This window comes from Neisseria sp. HMSC066H01 (assembly GCF_001837375.1).
GTDB lineage: Bacteria > Pseudomonadota > Gammaproteobacteria > Burkholderiales > Neisseriaceae > Neisseria.
The window spans coordinates 17,146-33,380 of record NZ_KV832189.1 but is presented as its reverse complement, the minus strand read 5'-3'; the positions used below and the strand labels follow the sequence as shown (position 1 = coordinate 33,380).

Genomic DNA, 16,235 nt, shown 5'->3' with positions numbered 1-16,235 from the left:
GGTGCAAATGGACAAGTTTTGCCTGTTTGCATCTGTTTTTATGATGGGCAAACCTGCCTTTTTTTGCCAAATACCTTAACTCTTCGTTCAGACGGCCTTATTTTTTTCCGAACCATTTTATGTTTCACAAACCTTCATTTTTAAATGCGGTCAACGGTGTGGCGCTGCTGATATTGTTTGCCGTCAGCCTGTCGGTCGGCGTGGCCGAATTCAAATGGTCCACCCTGTTTTCGCTATCCGACAGCCAGCAGGTCATGTTCATCAGCCGCCTGCCGCGCACGTTTGCCATTGTGCTGACAGGCGCATCGATGGCTGTGGCCGGCATGATTATGCAGATTTTGATGCGCAACCGTTTTGTCGAACCGTCGATGGTGGGCGCAAGCCAAAGTGCGGCTTTGGGTTTGCTGTTGATGTCCTTGCTGTTGCCGGCTGCGCCGTTGCTGGCAAAAATGTCGGTTGCCGCCGTTGCCGCGCTGATCGGGATGTTGGTCTTTATGTTGCTGATCCGCCGCCTGCCGCCGACCGCGCAGCTGATGGTGCCTTTGGTCGGGATTATTTTCGGCGGTGTGATTGAGGCGGTGGCCACCTTTATCGCGTATCAAAACGAAATGCTGCAAATGCTGGGCGTGTGGCAGCAGGGCGATTTTTCCGGCGTTTTGCTCGGGCGGTATGAGCTGTTGTGGGCAACGGGGGTTTTGGCTTTGTTTGCCTATTTGATTGCCGACCAGCTGACGATTTTGGGTTTGGGCGAAACAGTAAGCGTGAACTTGGGGCTGAACCGGACGGCGATTCTGTGGTCGGGGCTGATTATTGTGGCGCTGATTACGTCTTTGGTGGTCGTAACGGTCGGCAATATTCCGTTTATCGGCCTGGTCGTGCCGAACATCATCAGCCGCCTGATGGGCGACAAGCTGCGCCAAAGCCTACCGGCGGTGGCCTTGCTGGGCGCGTCTTTGGTGTTGCTGTGCGACATTGTCGGACGCGTGATTGTGTTTCCGTTTGAAATCCCTGTATCGACTGTTTTCGGAGTCATGGGTACGGTGTTGTTTTTGTGGCTTTTATTAAGGAAACCTGCTCATGCCGTCTGAAAAAAATATCGATTTTATGGCAGGAAGCAGCCGTCCGTTGTGGGTGGCTTTTGCGCTGTTGCTGGTTTCCTGCGCCCTGTTTATGACGCTCAACGTCAAAGGCGATTGGGACTTTGTTTTAAACCTGCGCCTGACCAAACTTGCCGCGCTGCTGATGGTCGCCTATGCGGTCGGCGTGTCCACGCAACTCTTCCAAACGCTGACCAATAATCCGATTCTGACCCCTTCGATTTTGGGTTTCGATTCGCTGTATGTGTTTTTGCAGACCTTGCTGGTGTTTACGCTCGGCAGCGTGGGCTATGCTTCCCTGCCGTTGACGGGCAAATTCGGCTTTGAACTGGTCGTCATGATGGGCGGTTCGCTGCTGCTGTTCTACACGCTCATCAAACAGGGCGGACGCGATTTGTCGCGCATGATTTTAATCGGCGTGATTTTCGGGATTTTGTTCCGCAGCCTGTCGTCGCTGCTTTCGCGCATGATTGATCCCGAAGAATTTACCGCCGCGCAGGCGAATATGTTTGCCACTTTCAATACCGTCCACTCGGAATTGTTGGGTATCGGCGCAGTCGTATTGCTCATCAGCGCCGCCGTGATCTGGCGCGAACGCCACCGCCTCGATGTTTACCTGCTCGGACGCAATCAGGCCGTCAATTTGGGCATCAACTACACGCGCAATACCTTATGGCTGCTGTTGTGGATCGCCGCGCTGGTTGCAACCGCCACCGCCGTTGTCGGCCCGGTGAGTTTTTTCGGCCTGCTGGTTGCCGCGCTGGCCAACCACTTTTCCCCGTCGGTCAAACATTCCGTCCGCCTGCCCATGACTTTTTGTGTCGGCGGCATCCTGTTGGTTGGCGGGCAAACCATCTTCGAACACTTCCTCGGTATGCAGGCCGTATTGAGCGTGGTCGTCGAATTTGCAGGCGGATTGGTATTTTTATATTTGGTGTTGAAAAAGAAATAAATTAAACGTGCCCAAACAGCTTCAGGCCGTCTGAAACCCGTGTTAAAAAATATTTAACCATTGAAATGAAACTAAATTTCTGACATGTACTCATAGTAAACATCACTAAATTTACTAAAATTACAAAAAATGAGTACGACATTAAAATACCGTCCCGACTTGGACGGCATCCGAGCTTTGGCCGTCTTGGCCGTTATTATTTTCCACATCGACGCCGCTTGGCTGCCCGGCGGCTTTCTCGGCGTGGATATGTTTTTCGTTTTGTCCGGCTATCTGATCACCACCATCATCAGCCGCGAAATGCAAAACGGCAGTTTTTCGTTTTTAGAATTCTACAAACGCCGCGCGAAGCGCATTTTGCCTGTTTTTTCCTGCGTATTGCTGTGTACGAGCTTGGCCGCCGCAATCTTTTTCTTGTCGTTTGACCTGCGCCAATACGTCAAATCCGCAGTGTTTGCGTTGCTGTTTTCGGCCAACCTGTTTTTTGCACGGCGCGGCGGCTATTTCGATGCCGATGCGGCGGAAAAACCTTTACAGCACATTTGGTCTTTATCGCTGGAAGAGCAGTTTTACTTTGTTTTTCCAGTTTTGCTGACTGCTTTTTTCCGATTCAGCAAAGGGCGCAACATCCGCCAATTCATCCTTTTGCTGATTGTATTGAGCCTATTGTCCGTCTTTTTGCCCACCTTCGGCATGGATCCTTATTTCCTGCCTTATGTGCGCGCATACGAGCTGCTGATCGGCGCGCTTTTCGCCTTTATTCCGCCCTCCCAAACCAACGACCGTTTCAGCACGCCCCTGGTCGGCTGGGCGATGATGGCGGTGATTGCCGCCATGTTGCTGCTTCCTTACGGCGTGTTGCCCGGTGAAGGCAATATCGAACGGCTGCTGTGCTGTACGGCGGTCGGCGGCTTGATTTACTCGGGCAAAACCCTGCAGACTCAAAACGGCTTCAATACCGCCAAACTGTTGAGCCTCAAGCCTGTTGTGTTTATCGGTTTGATTTCCTATTCGCTGTATTTGTGGCATTGGGTGGTCTTGGCCGTTATGCGCTATGTTTACATGGACAACGCTTTACCGATGTCCGCGATTGTATTGGCCGTGGTGCTGATGTCGGGCTTGTCCGTTTTGTCCTATTACTTCGTCGAAACACCGGCGCGACGGATGAAGAATTTCACCACCCCAAAATTCATCGGGGTAATCGCCGCCTATTTCGCCCTGCTGATTCCTGCCGCCGGCTACCTGCTGACGGCCAAACCGGCCGCATACGAGGCAAACCTATATACGGTTGACGAAAGTAAAATCTGCGCGGATACCTTGACCAAAACCGACTGCGCCGTCGGCGCGGAAAACCAAAGCAGCAAAGTCCTGCTGATGGGCGACTCCCACGCCGCCCACCTGACGCCCTTTATCGATATGGTGGGCAAACAGGAAGGCTTTGCCGCCGACGTTATCTCGTCCAACAGCTGCGGCGTTGCCTTCGGCTTTATGTTGCCGCAAAGCGACCGCCGTGCCGACCGTTGCAACCCTTACAACCGCTTTATCGCACAAAAGGTCGAAAACTATCCGGTGGTCTTTATCTCGCAACGTTGGTTCCTGCATACCGAAAAGCCCGGTTTTACGGATTATTTCGGCAAAATGCTCGACACCCTGATTCAACAGGGCAAGCAGGTTTACGTCTTTGCCGACACGCCGATGAACGCGCAACTGCCCCTGCGCCATTACTACCTAAAACAGCGCCTCGGCCTCGACATGCAATACGTTTCCGAGCATAAAAAAGCCGAAATCGCCCGCTCCGCCGAAGCCGACAAAACCATAGAAAACATTGTCAAACAGCGGCCTGCCGTGCATTGGGTCAACATCATGGAGCCGATTCCGGCAGATAAAACCATAGACGGCCTGCCGATATATTTCGACACCAACCACCTCAACACCCACGGTGCGACAAAACTGGCCGAAAAATTTATACAGGACAAACAAATACTCTTAAAATAACATCCATGCCCAAGGCCGTCTGAATATTTCAGACGGCCCGGGCAAACCCGCAAAGGACAACCCTCATGACACAAGAACATTTCCCATCATTCTTCAACCAAGCCCCGACCATCACCGTCCAAGACGCATTGGCCGACTTCCTCGGTGCAGCCGAAAACGGCATCCTCACTTACCACTACGCCGATGCCGTACGCCTGTGCGGCCACTCCTGCCCGACTGTCGCCGGTGCCTACCTGATGGTCATCAAAGGCCTGAAAGCCCTTTACGGCGAAGAGCTGCCGCAACGCGGCGACATCGAAGCCTTTATGCAGGGCGAGCGTGACGAAGGCACAACCGGCGTTACCGCTTCCGTCGTCCAACTCCTTACCGGCGCAGCACCCGAAACCGGCTTTGGCGGCGTAGGCCCTGCCGGACGCTTTGCCCGCCGCCATTTATTGTCCTTTGGTGCAGGCGAAATCAACGGCACACTCGCGCTCCGCCGCCGCGATACCGGCAAAACCGTTGCCGTCAGCCTCAACGCCGCGCTCCAACCCTTCGCACCGCAAATGCGCGACATCATGCCCAAAGCCGTCAGCGGCAGCGCAAGTGCCGACGAACTCAAACAATTCGGCGAGCTTTGGCAAGAACGCGTCCGCGCCTTCCTGATCGATCAAGCCGATAATCCCGAATTTGTGACCGTCAGCGAAATCTAACCACTCCATACAGAAATAAAATTCAGACGGCCTCACGCTGAAAGGCCGTCTGAAACCCCAAGTTTTCCATACTCGAATCCGCCTATGATTACCATCCGCAACGTCAGCCACACCATCGGCAGCAACCCCATCCTCAACGACGTCAGCCTCGACATCCCCGAAGGCGGCATTACCGCACTAATCGGCCCGAACGGCGCAGGCAAGTCCACCCTCCTCTCCTTTATGGCGCGCCTACAGCCCTTGGTACACGGCGACATCAGCTACGCAGGCAAAGACATCAAAACCACCCCCACCGCCGAACTTGCCCGCACGCTCTCCATCCTCACCCAAGAAAACAGCATCATGAGCCGCATTACCGTGCGCGACCTGCTCATGTTCGGCCGCTATCCCTACCACCAAGGCATGCCGTCTGAAACGGATAAAACCATCGTCGAAGAAGCACTCGCCGAGTTCCACCTGCAAGACTTTGCCGACCGCTACCTGACCGAGCTTTCCGGCGGCCAACGCCAACGCGCCATGATTGCCATGGTATTCTGTCAGCGCACCGACTACGTTTTGCTGGACGAACCGCTGAACAACCTCGACATGTATCATGCCCGCTCCCTCATGCAAATCCTGCGCCGGCTGACCGACGAACACAAACGCACTACCGTCGTCGTCCTGCACGACATCAACCAGGCAGCAGCCTACGCCGATTACGTCGTCGCCATGAAAAACGGCCAAGTCGCCATGCAGGGCAAGCCCAACGATATTTTCACCGCCGAAAACATCAAAACCCTATTCGATATGGACGTCAACGTCCTCGATTACGAAGGTAAAAAACTGGTTATCCACCATATCTAAATTCGACAAAAAGGCCGTCTGAAACCCGATTGCTCAGGTTTCAGACGGCCTTTGTCTATTCAAAGCGTTTATTTTTTATCGTACACACCGCGCACCACGCGACCGATCGCGGCAATGCCTTTTTCCAACGTTTCCGCGTCCTGCGCAATGCTCATGCGAATGCACTCGTGAGCGTGCGGATAATCTTGCCTATCAATGCCGACAAAGAAATGCTCGCCCGGAATAATCAGCGTGCCTTCGGCCTTGAGCATTTCGTACAAGGTTTGCGACGAAACAGGCAGGTTTTCAAACCAGAGCCACAAGAAAATCGCACCTTCAGGCTTGTGGATTTTCAACGGATACGCACCCAGCTCGCGTTTGAGCAGGGAAACCGCCGTTTGCGCCTGGCGACGGTAAAACGGCTGAATCACTTGGTCGGCCAACTGTTTCAGACGGCCGTCGTTTAACAGCGGCGCCGCAATCGCCGCGCCGAAACGGGTTGGCGACAGGTTCACAATCGCATTCAAACTGCTGACGGCTTTGACCACTTCCGGCGCAGCGACAATAATGCCGGTACGCACGCCGGGCAGGCCGATTTTAGAAAGGCTGAAGCAGAGGATGATGTTTTCGTGCCAGTTGAGCGTTACATCGCTGTAAATAATATTCGGGAACGGCATTCCATAAGCGTTGTCGATAATCAGCGGAATCCCGTGTTCCTGCGCCAAAGCGTCCAAACGTGCCATTTCGTCGTCGGTCAGCACATTGCCGGTCGGATTGGTCGGGCGCGAACAGCAAATCGCACCGATTTTGCCCGCTTTCAATTCAGGCAGGCTCTCCAGCGCGTCAAAGTCCACACGGTATTTAAAAAAGCCCGCTTCGCCTTCGTGTTCGACATTTTCGATTTTCGGCTTCACCGAAATAAAATGCTGCCCTTCGATATGCACGTCGGCATAACCGATATATTCAGGCGCAAGCGGCAACAAAATGGCTTTTTCAACCGTTTGGCCGTCTGAAAGATTGAATTTGCCGCCGAACAGGTTGAACAAATAGAAAAACGCGTTTTGCGAACCATTGGTCAGCGCAATATTGTCCGCCGTCAGATTCCAGCCGTATTCGCGGTTAAGAAACTCAGTCAAAGCCACAATCAGCGCCGCATCGCCCTGCGGATTGGAATAATTGCCGATATTCTCAACCGCGTGTTCCGCCGCCAGTTTGGAAAACACATCGGCGAACACCGCATTGACTTCCGCAATCTTCGCCGGATTGCCGCCGCCAAGCATATTGACGGGTTTGTCGCTTTTGAGCGCGTCGCCCAAATCGTCCATCAATTGCAAAATGCCACTGTGTTGCGTGAATTTTTCGCCGAATGCTGAAAACTGCATGAAAACTCCGTTGCTGAGTGTGTAAAAACAATAAACCGCTATTATAAGAACAAAGGCCGTCTGAAAACCAGTTATCCTGATTGTTCAGACGGCCTTTATTATTCAATCTTTCCTTCAACGGCCAAAATTGTCTCGACGTTCGCGCCAGTCTTGGCGGATGGAGCCGCTTTTGCCGACCAGCGTGTCTTGTTCGACTTCCCAAATAAAATTCGTTCCGCCGCCTATCGGATGCGAGCCGCGCAGGCCGATGTGGCTGCCTTGGTCGGCAACGGCGGTGCTGCTGCGTGTTTGACCGCCGAAACGGGTTTGCGAAGTTTCGATGCCGCTTTTGATGCTGCCGTAAAGCTGTACGTCGGCATGTGCGGCGAGTGCGGCGGTGGAAAGTGCGGCTGTAAGGAGAAGTTTCAAGTTCATGGTTTATCCTTTTTTTGGAGAGGAATTGTGAGGCGATTGTATCGGCCTTGTGCGTAAACAAGTTACAATTCTTGCAAAATCTGACAGGAGTTTTGATGATGCGCTCTTTACGCGCCGCCGCTGTGCAAATGGTGTCGTCCACCGACCCCGAAACCAATATTGCCACGATGAAACGCCTTGTCCACGAGGCTGCCGAACAAGGGGCGGATTGGGTGTTGCTGCCCGAATATTGGCCGCTGATGGGTAAAAACGATACGGACAAGCTGGCATTTGCCGAGCCTTTGAATGATGGAGGCGTTGGCGAAACCTGCTACTTCCGTTTTCAGACGGCCTTAAGCGAAACGGCAAGGGAATGCGGTGTGGTGTTGTTTGGCGGTACGGTTCCGCTGCAAAGCCCAAACGCGGGCAAGGTGATGAACACGATGCTGGTGTATGACCGCGACGGCAACCGAATCGGGCTTTACCACAAAATGCACCTTTTCGGCTTTTCCGGTTTGGGCGAACGCTACGCCGAAGCCGATACGATACTGGCGGGCAGCGATGTGCCGAAGCTAAGCGTGGACGATGTTCCGCTGGCGGCCGGTGTCTGCTACGATTTGCGCTTTCCTGAGTTTTTCCGCGCCCAGCAGCCGTTTGATGTTTTGCTGTTGCCGGCCGCGTTTACCTACACGACCGGCAAGGCGCATTGGGAATTGCTGCTGCGCGCCCGTGCAGTGGAAAACCAATGCTACGTCATCGCGTCGGCACAAGGCGGACTGCATGAAAGCGGCCGCCGCACATTCGGCCACAGTATGATTATCGACCCTTGGGGCGATGTGTTGGCGACGTTGCCGGAAGGCGAAGGCGTGATTTGTGTCGATTTGGATACCGCGCGCCTGCAAAGCGTGCGCACGCGCCTGCCTGCCCTGAAACACCGATTACTTTAAACACGCACTATGTCCCACTCTCAACCCACACGCATTCTCGGCATCGACCCCGGCAGCCGCGTGACCGGCTTCGGCGTTATCGATGTCCACGGCCGCGAGCATCATTATGTTGCTTCCGGCTGTATCAAAACGCCGACCGGCGCGTCGCTTTCCGAACGCATCGCCGTGATTGTCCGCCATATCGACGAAATCATCCGCCACTATCAGCCGCATCAAGCGGCCATCGAGCAAGTCTTCGTCAACGTCAATCCGGCCGCGACGTTAATGCTCGGTCAGGCGCGCGGTGCGGCGATTGCCGCTTTGGTCATGCACGATTTGCCCGTATTTGAATACACCGCGCTTCAGGTCAAGCAGGCCGTGGTCGGAAAGGGCAAGGCCGCTAAAGAGCAGGTGCAGCATATGGTGGTTCAAATGCTTGCACTTTCAGGCACGCCGCAAGCCGATGCCGCCGACGGACTCGCCGTCGCCCTCACCCACGCCCTGCGCAATCACGGATTGGCTTCGCAACTCAATCCCGACGGCCTGCAGGTCAAGCGCGGCCGTTTCCAATGGTAAGCCGACATTCAGGCCGTCTGATGTTCCAGCCCGTTTTCAGACGGCCTTTCGGTTATAATAACCCTTTGCCCACATACAGCGAGCCTTCATGAAAGCCGCCTTCCTTTTTCTCTACCTCATCCGCCTGCTGCCTTTTTGCGTGTTGCACAAAATTGCCGACGCAATCGGTATTCTCGCCTATTACGCAGTCAAACCGCGCCGCAAAGTCGGTGAGGTCAACCTCAAAAAATGCTTTCCCGAGCTGAACGACAGCCAGCGCACCACCCTGCTCAAACGCCATTTCCAACACATGGCCAAGCTGATGCTCGAATACGGCCTCTACTGGTACGCGCCTGCGGACAAACTGCGCTCGTTGGTACGCTATCAAGACAAACACCATCTCGACGAAGCCCTCGCCGCCGGCGAAAAAGTCATCATCCTCTATCCGCACTTTACCGCATTTGAAATGGCGGTTTACACGCTCAATCAGGATGTGCCGCTGACCAGCATGTATTCGCACCAAAAAAACAAAGCCCTGGACGAGCAAATCCTGAAAGGCCGCCATCGCTACAACAATGTTTTCCTGATCGGCCGCACAGAAGGCCTGCGCGCCATCATCAAACACCTGCGCAAAAGCGATGCGCCCTTTCTTTATCTGCCCGACCAAGACTTCGGCCGCAACGATTCCATTTTCGTCAATTTCTTCGGCATTCAGACGGCCACGATTACCGGCCTCAGCCGTATCGCCGGCATGACCAAAGCCAAAATCATTCCCGCCATCCCCACGCGCGAAGCCGACAATACCGTAACCCTGCGCTTCTATCCGGCTTGGGACAATTTCCCGACCGAAAATGTCGAAGCCGACACCCAGCGCATGAACGACTTCATCGAAGAGCGGGTACGCGAGCATCCCGAACAATATTTCTGGTTGCATAAACGCTTCAAAACCCGTCCCGAAGGCGAAAGCAGCTTTTACTGACTACATAAAATTACAATTTAAGCATGAAAAAGCGGCAAAACCTTTCTTTTGCCGCTTTTTCATTTTAATTGTATCAAACTCAAGCTCGGCTTCAATTTCAAACAATCAAATCAAATTCCACTTTAAATGCTTTAAAAACAACTTTTTTCAAGGCAATTGAAACTTTCAAACAACCTTATATTTTTTCTCAAATAAAAAATGCTCTATTCAATACCCTTTTCATTTATATGTTAAATTTAATTTCATTTAAAAACAAAATGTTATAAAATAACCTTTAAAATAAAACAAATTTTAATCATTCAAAATATGAAATTAAATTAAATTTAAAGCAAGAAATACAAAATAAACATCTAATTTCAAATTAATTATGAAATTTAATTGCAAAAATATGACAATAACTGCAATTCACCCCTAACCAAACCTTCAGAAAAAAATACTTGGCAAACTGTAAAATTTCGCGTAAATTTCACTACATCAAATTACAAAGCATTCAGACGGCCTCAGCCGGTTTTAAATGTTTTTGTAAGCAGTTTTCTGATATTGCAAGCAATTGCAGTATTTTTAGAGGATTTCGGTGCAATACCCGAAATGAAAGTTTACCGGTGCAGAGTTGAGCTGCATCTGTAAAGCCGCAGGTGAAAGCCTGTATTGTTTGTGAAGCGTAAATCTCTGATTTGAGGTATTGGGGCAATCCTGTGGGGGATTGCCTCTTTTTTTATCTGCGCCGTCATGCCACAATGGCATCATTCCTTATCCAACCCGATCACACCATGACCCCGATACTCGCCTTCGACATCGAAACCATTCCCGACGTAAACGGCATCCGCCTGCTTTACGATTTGCCTGCCGATTTGCCCGACAACGAAGTTATCCTGTTTGCCCAACAGCAACGCCGCGCCAAAACCGGCAGCGACTTTATGCAACACCATCTGCACCAAGTCGTCGCCATCTCCTGCTGTATGCGCTGGGGTCAGGACAAAATCCGCGTCAGCACCATCGGCGATCCCGAAGACAGCGAAGAAGTCATGATTGCCAAGTTCTTCGAGGTCATCGAAAACTATACGCCGCAACTCGTCAGCTGGAACGGCGGCGGTTTCGACCTACCCGTCCTCCACTACCGCGCCCTGATACACGGCATCAGCGCCGCCCGATATTGGGACATGGGCGACGGCGATTTTGGCGACAGCCACGACTTTAAGTGGAACAACTACATCAGCCGCTACCACACCCGCCATTGCGACCTGATGGATTTGCTCGCCCTCTACCAACCGCGTGCCAGCGTGCCTTTGGACGATATGGCCAAACTCTGCGGCTTTCCCGGCAAACTGGGCATGGACGGCAGCAAGGTTTGGGACGCTTATCACGCAGGCCGTCTGAAAGACATCCGCGACTATTGCGAAACCGATGCCGCCAATACCTACCTGATGTACATGCGCTTTCGCATGATGAGCGGCGCGCTCGATGCCGACGAATACGAAGTCGAAATCAAACGCATCAAACACTATCTGGCCGTACAAGCCGAAGAAAAACAACACTGGGCGGAGTTTGTCGCTGCTTGGCGTTAAACCAGGCCGTCTGAACAGCTAAACCAAAAAACCAAAAGGGCGTGATCAACACGCCCTTTTTTATATTCCGACTAACCATGCCCGCTAAGCAGGCAAACGCCCCAGCGTGACCCTGTCCAATCCTGCCAAATCCTGCTCTGTTGCCACTTCGGCAAAACCGTTCTCCAGCATAATATTCCGCACCGCTTCGCCTTGGTCATAGCCGTGTTCAAACAGCAGCCAGCCGTTGGCTTTCAGGTATTTGGGGGCTTCTTGGGTAATGTGGCGGATATGGCTGAGGCCGTCTGAAAAGTCGGTCAGCGCGTTTTGCGGTTCAAACCTCAAATCGCCCTGCGACAAATGTTCATCGCCATCCTCGATATACGGCGGATTGGAAACAATCACATCGTATCGGCCTTCAGACGGCCTGTCGGTATCAAACCACGAACCCTGTGCAAATTCGACTTTTGCGCCCAATTCTGCCGCATTTTGACGGGCGGTATCCAAAGCACCGACGCTGATGTCGGATGCGCGAACATCGGCATCAACGCGTTCAAGCGCGACGGTCACAGCAATGGCGCCGCTGCCCGTTCCCAAGTCCCACACACGGCCTTGCGGCGGCAAACGTTTGAGCACGGCTTCCACCAAATGCTCGGTTTCAGGACGTGGAATCAGCACATGGGGATTGATGGCAAAGCGTCTTCCGTAAAACTCGCGTTCGCCCAACAGATAGGCCATCGGCTCGCCTTTCAGACGGCGTTGAGCCAAAGCCTCCAAGGTTTGCAGGGAGGAGTCTGCCAAATCGTCCGTACCGCGCGTCACCAACTGCGCGCGCGTATAACCCAGCGCATATTGCAACAACATCCGCGCTTCGTTTTTGGGCAGTGCCGATTGGCGCAACCATTCATCAAGCGTCATTTTTCGTCCCATCTGCCAGCGTTGTGGCTTTTCTTTCCTTATTCTTTCCGGCAAACGTGCCGATGGTGGCAACCGCAAATGCGGCATACCACAAATAAAATCCTGCACCATAACGCACGATATCCGATGTATTCCCGGCTTCATCGACGTGTACGGCTTTCACACTGAAAGCCACCAGCGCCAAGCCCCAAAGTGCCGCATGGACAGGCACGACCTTCTTCCGTAACGCCAGCAAAACAATGGCCGCCAACCAAACATAATTCGCATAGGCCGCACAATACCTGATATCCAAAGAAGCAAATATCGACCCCAAAATCAAAACGGTTACACCCTTCATGCTTTCATGATTGCCCAAATAAAATGCAACATTGGACAAAGACGCTATCCACAGGGCAACCGACACCAGCAACATCACTATAGGAAAACTTGATTTCCGATTCTGTTCCTGCATGGTTTTATCCTAATGTAAAAGGCCGTCTGAAACCTTTCAGACGGCCTGCCGTTTAAATTTCGCTACCACCGACGGTCAGTCCGGCATCAATCCTCAGGGTCGGTTGTCCGACGCCGACAGGAACGCTCTGCCCTTCTTTGCCGCAGACGCCGATGCCGCTGTCGAGCGCGGAGTCGTTGCCTATCATGGAAACATGTTTCAACACTTCGGGGCCGTTGCCGATGATGGTCGCACCTTTGACAGGATATTGCAGTTTGCCGCCTTCGACCCACCACGCTTCGGATGCGCTGAAAACAAATTTGCCGCTGGTAATGTCCACCTGTCCGCCGCCGAAGTTGACCGCGTAAATGCCCTTGTCGATGGACGCGATGATTTCTTCCGGCTCATAGCCGCCGTTTTCCATAAAAGTATTGGTCATACGCGGCATAGGGGCGGAGGCGTAGCTTTCGCGGCGGCCGTTGCCGGTCGATTGCGTACCCATCAGGCGGGCATTGGTTTCGTCCTGCATATAGCCGACCAAAATACCGTCTTCAATCAATACCGTACGGCGGGTTTCATTGCCTTCGTCGTCGATATTGAGCGAACCGCGTCTGTCGGCAATATCGCCTTGATCCACAACGGTAACGCCTTTGGCGGCCACGCGCTCGCCGATTCGGCCGGAAAAAACGCTGGTTTCTTTACGGTTGAAATCGCCTTCCAAGCCGTGTCCGACCGCTTCATGCAGTAACACGCCCGGCCAACCGTTGCCCAAAACGACGGTCATCTCGCCTGCGGGCGCAGGACGGGATTCGAGATTGGTCAGGGCTTGTTTGACGGCGGAATCGACAAACCGATGTACCAAGTTTTCATCGAAATACGCCAAATCATAACGCCCGCCACCGCCCGCGCTGCCCTGCTCGCGACGCTCGCCCTGCTTGGCAATGACGGTAACGTTCATGCGCACCATCGGGCGGATGTCGGCAGCGTGTTTACCGTCCAAACGGGCGATGTACACCATGTCGTATTCGCAGGTCAAACCGGCCATCACTTGCACGATGCGCGGATCGGCAGCTTTGGCCAGCGTTTCGACTTTGTTCAACAGCGCAACTTTGGCAGCGGATTCGAGGCTGGCAATAGGATCAATCGCCACGTGGACAGGCTTACCGTAGGCAGGTGTCGGCACTTTGACGCTGGCCTCGCCGCCGGCCGCACCAATCACGCGCACGGCTTTGGCAGAGCGGTTGATCGAATCGATACACAGGCTGTCGGCGTAGGCAAAAGCAGTTTTATCGCCCGAAACGGCACGCACGCCCACACCCTGATCGATTTGGAAGCTGCCCGATTTGACGATGCCTTCTTCCAAATGCCAGCTTTCATAGGCAGTACGCTGACAATAGATGTCGGCATAATCGACATGGTTGGCGCCGATAATGCTCAGGCTTTGGGCGAGCAAATCGGGGGAAAGGTGGTTGGCTTCGAGCAAATCTCGCTGTACGGCGGCGTAGGTTTGTTGCATAATTTTTCAGACGGCCCGACAAGCAGGCAAAGTTAATTTGGCCTTGATTATACGGTATTTTATATGGCTTTGGATATGTTGATTGCTTGGGTTTATGAGTGATTGAAACAAATCAAAAGGCCGTCTGAAATATAGGAATATAGGGTTGAAATGTTTGCCTTGCCCTATTTCAACATCAGCCGCGTAAAGAAGATAACAAATCATCGTATGATTGATGCAGCGGCAGGCTGATAAAGATTTAAATCATAAATAAATTGGACTTAAAATGAAAAAAAATGCTTTTTGTATTATTAGGACTGGCAAGCCTTAATGTTTATGCTAACGGCTGTGGCGGTGAATACCAACCAGCGACTGGTACCTGTCGAATTATTGACAGCTCGGGCAGACAAATTTTATATAACGTTGGCAGACCTCAATCTTCTAATAATAGTTCGGCTCAGAGCCAACCAAGGGTTGTCAATATCGATGTTCCTTCAAAATATGGGGCTTGGGCAATCAATCCTAAAACAGGTATATCAGGTGGAGCACTTGAGATGGATTCACTTGCTGCTGCAAAAAGAGAAGCTATTAAGACCTGTGAACGAGGAGGGCAGAATAAGCCGTGTAAAATTGGGGCTTGGATTCGAAACGGCTGTATTGCCGTTGCTCAAGGAAAAGATGGTAGACTATTTTATGGAATGGAAGCTCCCAGCCTCTCTGAACCAGCAGCCTTAAGGAAGTGTCAGGCTTCTGGAACTTCCCAATGTAAAGTTACCACAACAGAAGGCTGCTCAATGCCTAAATTCTAATAGTCAAAAGGCCGTCTTTATTCAGATGGCCTTTTTCAATCACAGCAAAACCAACACCAAAACTTAATTCCCATACAAAACAATCTACTGCAAAAAAATTCCTTATTTTTTTAGTTTTACTATTGATAATAGTTATTATTAGCGTATAATCAAACCCACTCGGAAGACGTCCTAATCCGAGCCATTAAACGACAGATTTTATCCCCCTCTTCCCCATTATCTCTTGATACTCGGAGTGCGCATATACGAAACATACCTGTTCCCCTTTATATCAGATACTCAAAACCGAAAAACATGAAACCCACTGCCGATACAGTGGGTTTCGTGTTTTGTGGCGTTCGGTTTATCAGGCTTGGCCGACTGCTGATCAGGCCGTCTGAAACTGAATAGACCTGATTATCGGCAGGTTTTCATGTTCAATTTGCCATAACGGCCGACAATGTTTCTGATGTCTTGGGCATCGCGCTCGTCAACCGCCATAAAGACCACGGTCATGCGCGCTACGCTCAAACCGGTATCGGGTGCGCTTCTGTCTTCCTGTTCGACAATACGCGCGCCGCCGAAACCTGCGCTGGACAAGCGTGAAATCAAAACTTGGGCGGAAGAGCGGCTGCGTGTTACGTCAATACTGATTTCGCCGTTGTGAATGCTGCCGCTAAAGCCGCGGCTGCCTAAGGCGTCAAGCTGGGCAGAAGTGTCGCCGTCTGCAGGCAAGACCACGCGGAAGGTTTTGGAAGAAGTTTCGCCACCGGATGCGCCGTTGCGTTTTTCGATACTGCGGCTGGCCGCATGAGGCCATTTGCCCAACAGGCCTTTGATGCGGTGGTAATCGTCTTCATCCATCACCACGGTGGCGCTGCTGGTACACAAGCGTTCCACGCCGGCCGCGTCCATCTCTTCTTCGGCTGCGCGGCGTTCTTGCGCCTCTTTCTCGCGGCGCATTTTTTCTTTTTTCTCTTTCAACTGCTGCGCTTCTTGCTTTTTACGCAAAGCTTCCGCTTCTTCGGATTCGGGTTCTGCCATGATCAGGCCGTCTGATTCATCCGCCACCCAATCGGGCTGCGATGCCTGCTGAGGCTCGGCTTTGGGTGCGTCCAAAGAAGACGGGCGCAATAATTCGTGCGTGCCGCCTTCCAAGGCCGATTCGGGTTTGGCGGTTTTATGTTGTGTCCGATAGGCAACCATGCTGCCAAAAACAATGATGTTGAGTGCGACCAAGACCGCAAACAGCCATTTCATGATGCGT

16 protein-coding genes are annotated in these 16,235 nt (G+C 52.3%); 10 read left to right on the top strand and 6 right to left on the bottom strand.

Annotated elements, in window-relative coordinates:
- The first annotated feature begins 119 nt into the window (after positions 1-119).
- The 5 genes from HMPREF2551_RS00370 (at position 120) to HMPREF2551_RS00350 (ending at position 5,579) form a co-directional block, all read left to right on the top strand.
- A complete protein-coding gene (locus tag HMPREF2551_RS00370; RefSeq protein WP_070836739.1) occupies positions 120-1,088 on the top strand; it encodes an ABC transporter permease in 969 nt (322 codons plus the stop codon).
- Complete coding sequence (locus HMPREF2551_RS00365; RefSeq protein ID WP_070836738.1) at positions 1,078-2,049, top strand: iron chelate uptake ABC transporter family permease subunit; 972 nt, start codon at positions 1,078-1,080, stop codon at positions 2,047-2,049. Before HMPREF2551_RS00370 ends, HMPREF2551_RS00365 begins: the two co-directional genes overlap by 11 nt.
- A gap of 129 nt (positions 2,050-2,178) precedes the next feature.
- Positions 2,179-4,044, top strand: a complete 1,866-nt coding sequence (locus tag HMPREF2551_RS00360; RefSeq protein WP_070836737.1) for an acyltransferase family protein — start codon at positions 2,179-2,181, stop codon at positions 4,042-4,044.
- A gap of 65 nt (positions 4,045-4,109) precedes the next feature.
- A complete protein-coding gene (locus HMPREF2551_RS00355; RefSeq protein ID WP_070836736.1) occupies positions 4,110-4,736 on the top strand; it encodes an FmdE family protein in 627 nt (208 codons plus the stop codon).
- Positions 4,737-4,820: 84 nt separating this feature from the next.
- The gene (locus HMPREF2551_RS00350) at positions 4,821-5,579 is read left to right on the top strand and encodes an iron ABC transporter ATP-binding protein (protein ID WP_070836735.1); all 759 of its coding nucleotides are present in this window, start codon (positions 4,821-4,823) and stop codon (positions 5,577-5,579) included.
- Between the two features lie 68 nt (positions 5,580-5,647).
- Here HMPREF2551_RS00350 and HMPREF2551_RS00345 read toward each other — a convergent pair whose 3' ends face one another.
- Positions 5,648-6,940: a valine--pyruvate transaminase gene (locus tag HMPREF2551_RS00345; RefSeq protein WP_070836734.1), complete on the bottom strand. Its 1,293-nt coding sequence runs from the start codon at positions 6,938-6,940 to the stop codon at positions 5,648-5,650.
- Positions 6,941-7,054: 114 nt separating this feature from the next.
- Positions 7,055-7,354 carry a porin gene (locus HMPREF2551_RS00340; protein WP_070836733.1) on the bottom strand — a complete coding sequence of 100 codons (300 nt, stop codon included), beginning with the start codon at positions 7,352-7,354 and terminating at the stop codon, positions 7,055-7,057.
- Positions 7,355-7,449: 95 nt separating this feature from the next.
- Between HMPREF2551_RS00340 and HMPREF2551_RS00335 the strand changes: the two genes are divergently transcribed.
- From HMPREF2551_RS00335 to HMPREF2551_RS00320, 4 genes are all read left to right on the top strand, one after another.
- Positions 7,450-8,280: a carbon-nitrogen hydrolase family protein gene (locus HMPREF2551_RS00335; RefSeq protein ID WP_070836732.1), complete on the top strand. Its 831-nt coding sequence runs from the start codon at positions 7,450-7,452 to the stop codon at positions 8,278-8,280.
- A gap of 9 nt (positions 8,281-8,289) precedes the next feature.
- Positions 8,290-8,835: a crossover junction endodeoxyribonuclease RuvC gene (ruvC, locus tag HMPREF2551_RS00330; RefSeq protein WP_036492619.1), complete on the top strand. Its 546-nt coding sequence runs from the start codon at positions 8,290-8,292 to the stop codon at positions 8,833-8,835.
- A gap of 73 nt (positions 8,836-8,908) precedes the next feature.
- A complete protein-coding gene (locus HMPREF2551_RS00325; protein ID WP_283122396.1) occupies positions 8,909-9,793 on the top strand; it encodes a lipid A biosynthesis lauroyl acyltransferase in 885 nt (294 codons plus the stop codon).
- Positions 9,794-10,563: 770 nt separating this feature from the next.
- Positions 10,564-11,358, top strand: a complete 795-nt coding sequence (locus HMPREF2551_RS00320) for a 3'-5' exonuclease (protein ID WP_070836730.1) — start codon at positions 10,564-10,566, stop codon at positions 11,356-11,358.
- Between the two features lie 84 nt (positions 11,359-11,442).
- On the opposite strand, the gene prmC is transcribed toward HMPREF2551_RS00320, so the two are convergent.
- From prmC to tldD, 3 genes are read right to left on the bottom strand one after another with little or no spacing between them, the layout of a single operon-like run.
- Positions 11,443-12,255, bottom strand: coding sequence for a peptide chain release factor N(5)-glutamine methyltransferase (gene prmC, locus HMPREF2551_RS00315; protein ID WP_070836729.1), 813 nt, complete (start codon positions 12,253-12,255; stop codon positions 11,443-11,445).
- Positions 12,245-12,706, bottom strand: coding sequence for a hypothetical protein (locus HMPREF2551_RS00310; RefSeq protein ID WP_070836728.1), 462 nt, complete (start codon positions 12,704-12,706; stop codon positions 12,245-12,247). Before HMPREF2551_RS00310 ends, prmC begins: the two co-directional genes overlap by 11 nt.
- A gap of 52 nt (positions 12,707-12,758) precedes the next feature.
- The gene (tldD, locus tag HMPREF2551_RS00305) at positions 12,759-14,201 is read right to left on the bottom strand and encodes a metalloprotease TldD (RefSeq protein ID WP_070836727.1); all 1,443 of its coding nucleotides are present in this window, start codon (positions 14,199-14,201) and stop codon (positions 12,759-12,761) included.
- 275 nt (positions 14,202-14,476) lie between these two features.
- On the opposite strand from tldD, the gene HMPREF2551_RS00300 reads away from it, so the two are divergent.
- On the top strand, positions 14,477-14,989 hold the full coding sequence (locus HMPREF2551_RS00300) for a DUF4189 domain-containing protein (protein WP_083323087.1): 513 nt from the start codon (positions 14,477-14,479) through the stop codon (positions 14,987-14,989).
- 396 nt (positions 14,990-15,385) lie between these two features.
- On the opposite strand, the gene HMPREF2551_RS00295 is transcribed toward HMPREF2551_RS00300, so the two are convergent.
- Positions 15,386-16,228: a hypothetical protein gene (locus HMPREF2551_RS00295; protein ID WP_004520957.1), complete on the bottom strand. Its 843-nt coding sequence runs from the start codon at positions 16,226-16,228 to the stop codon at positions 15,386-15,388.
- Between the last annotated feature and the right edge of the window lie 7 nt (positions 16,229-16,235).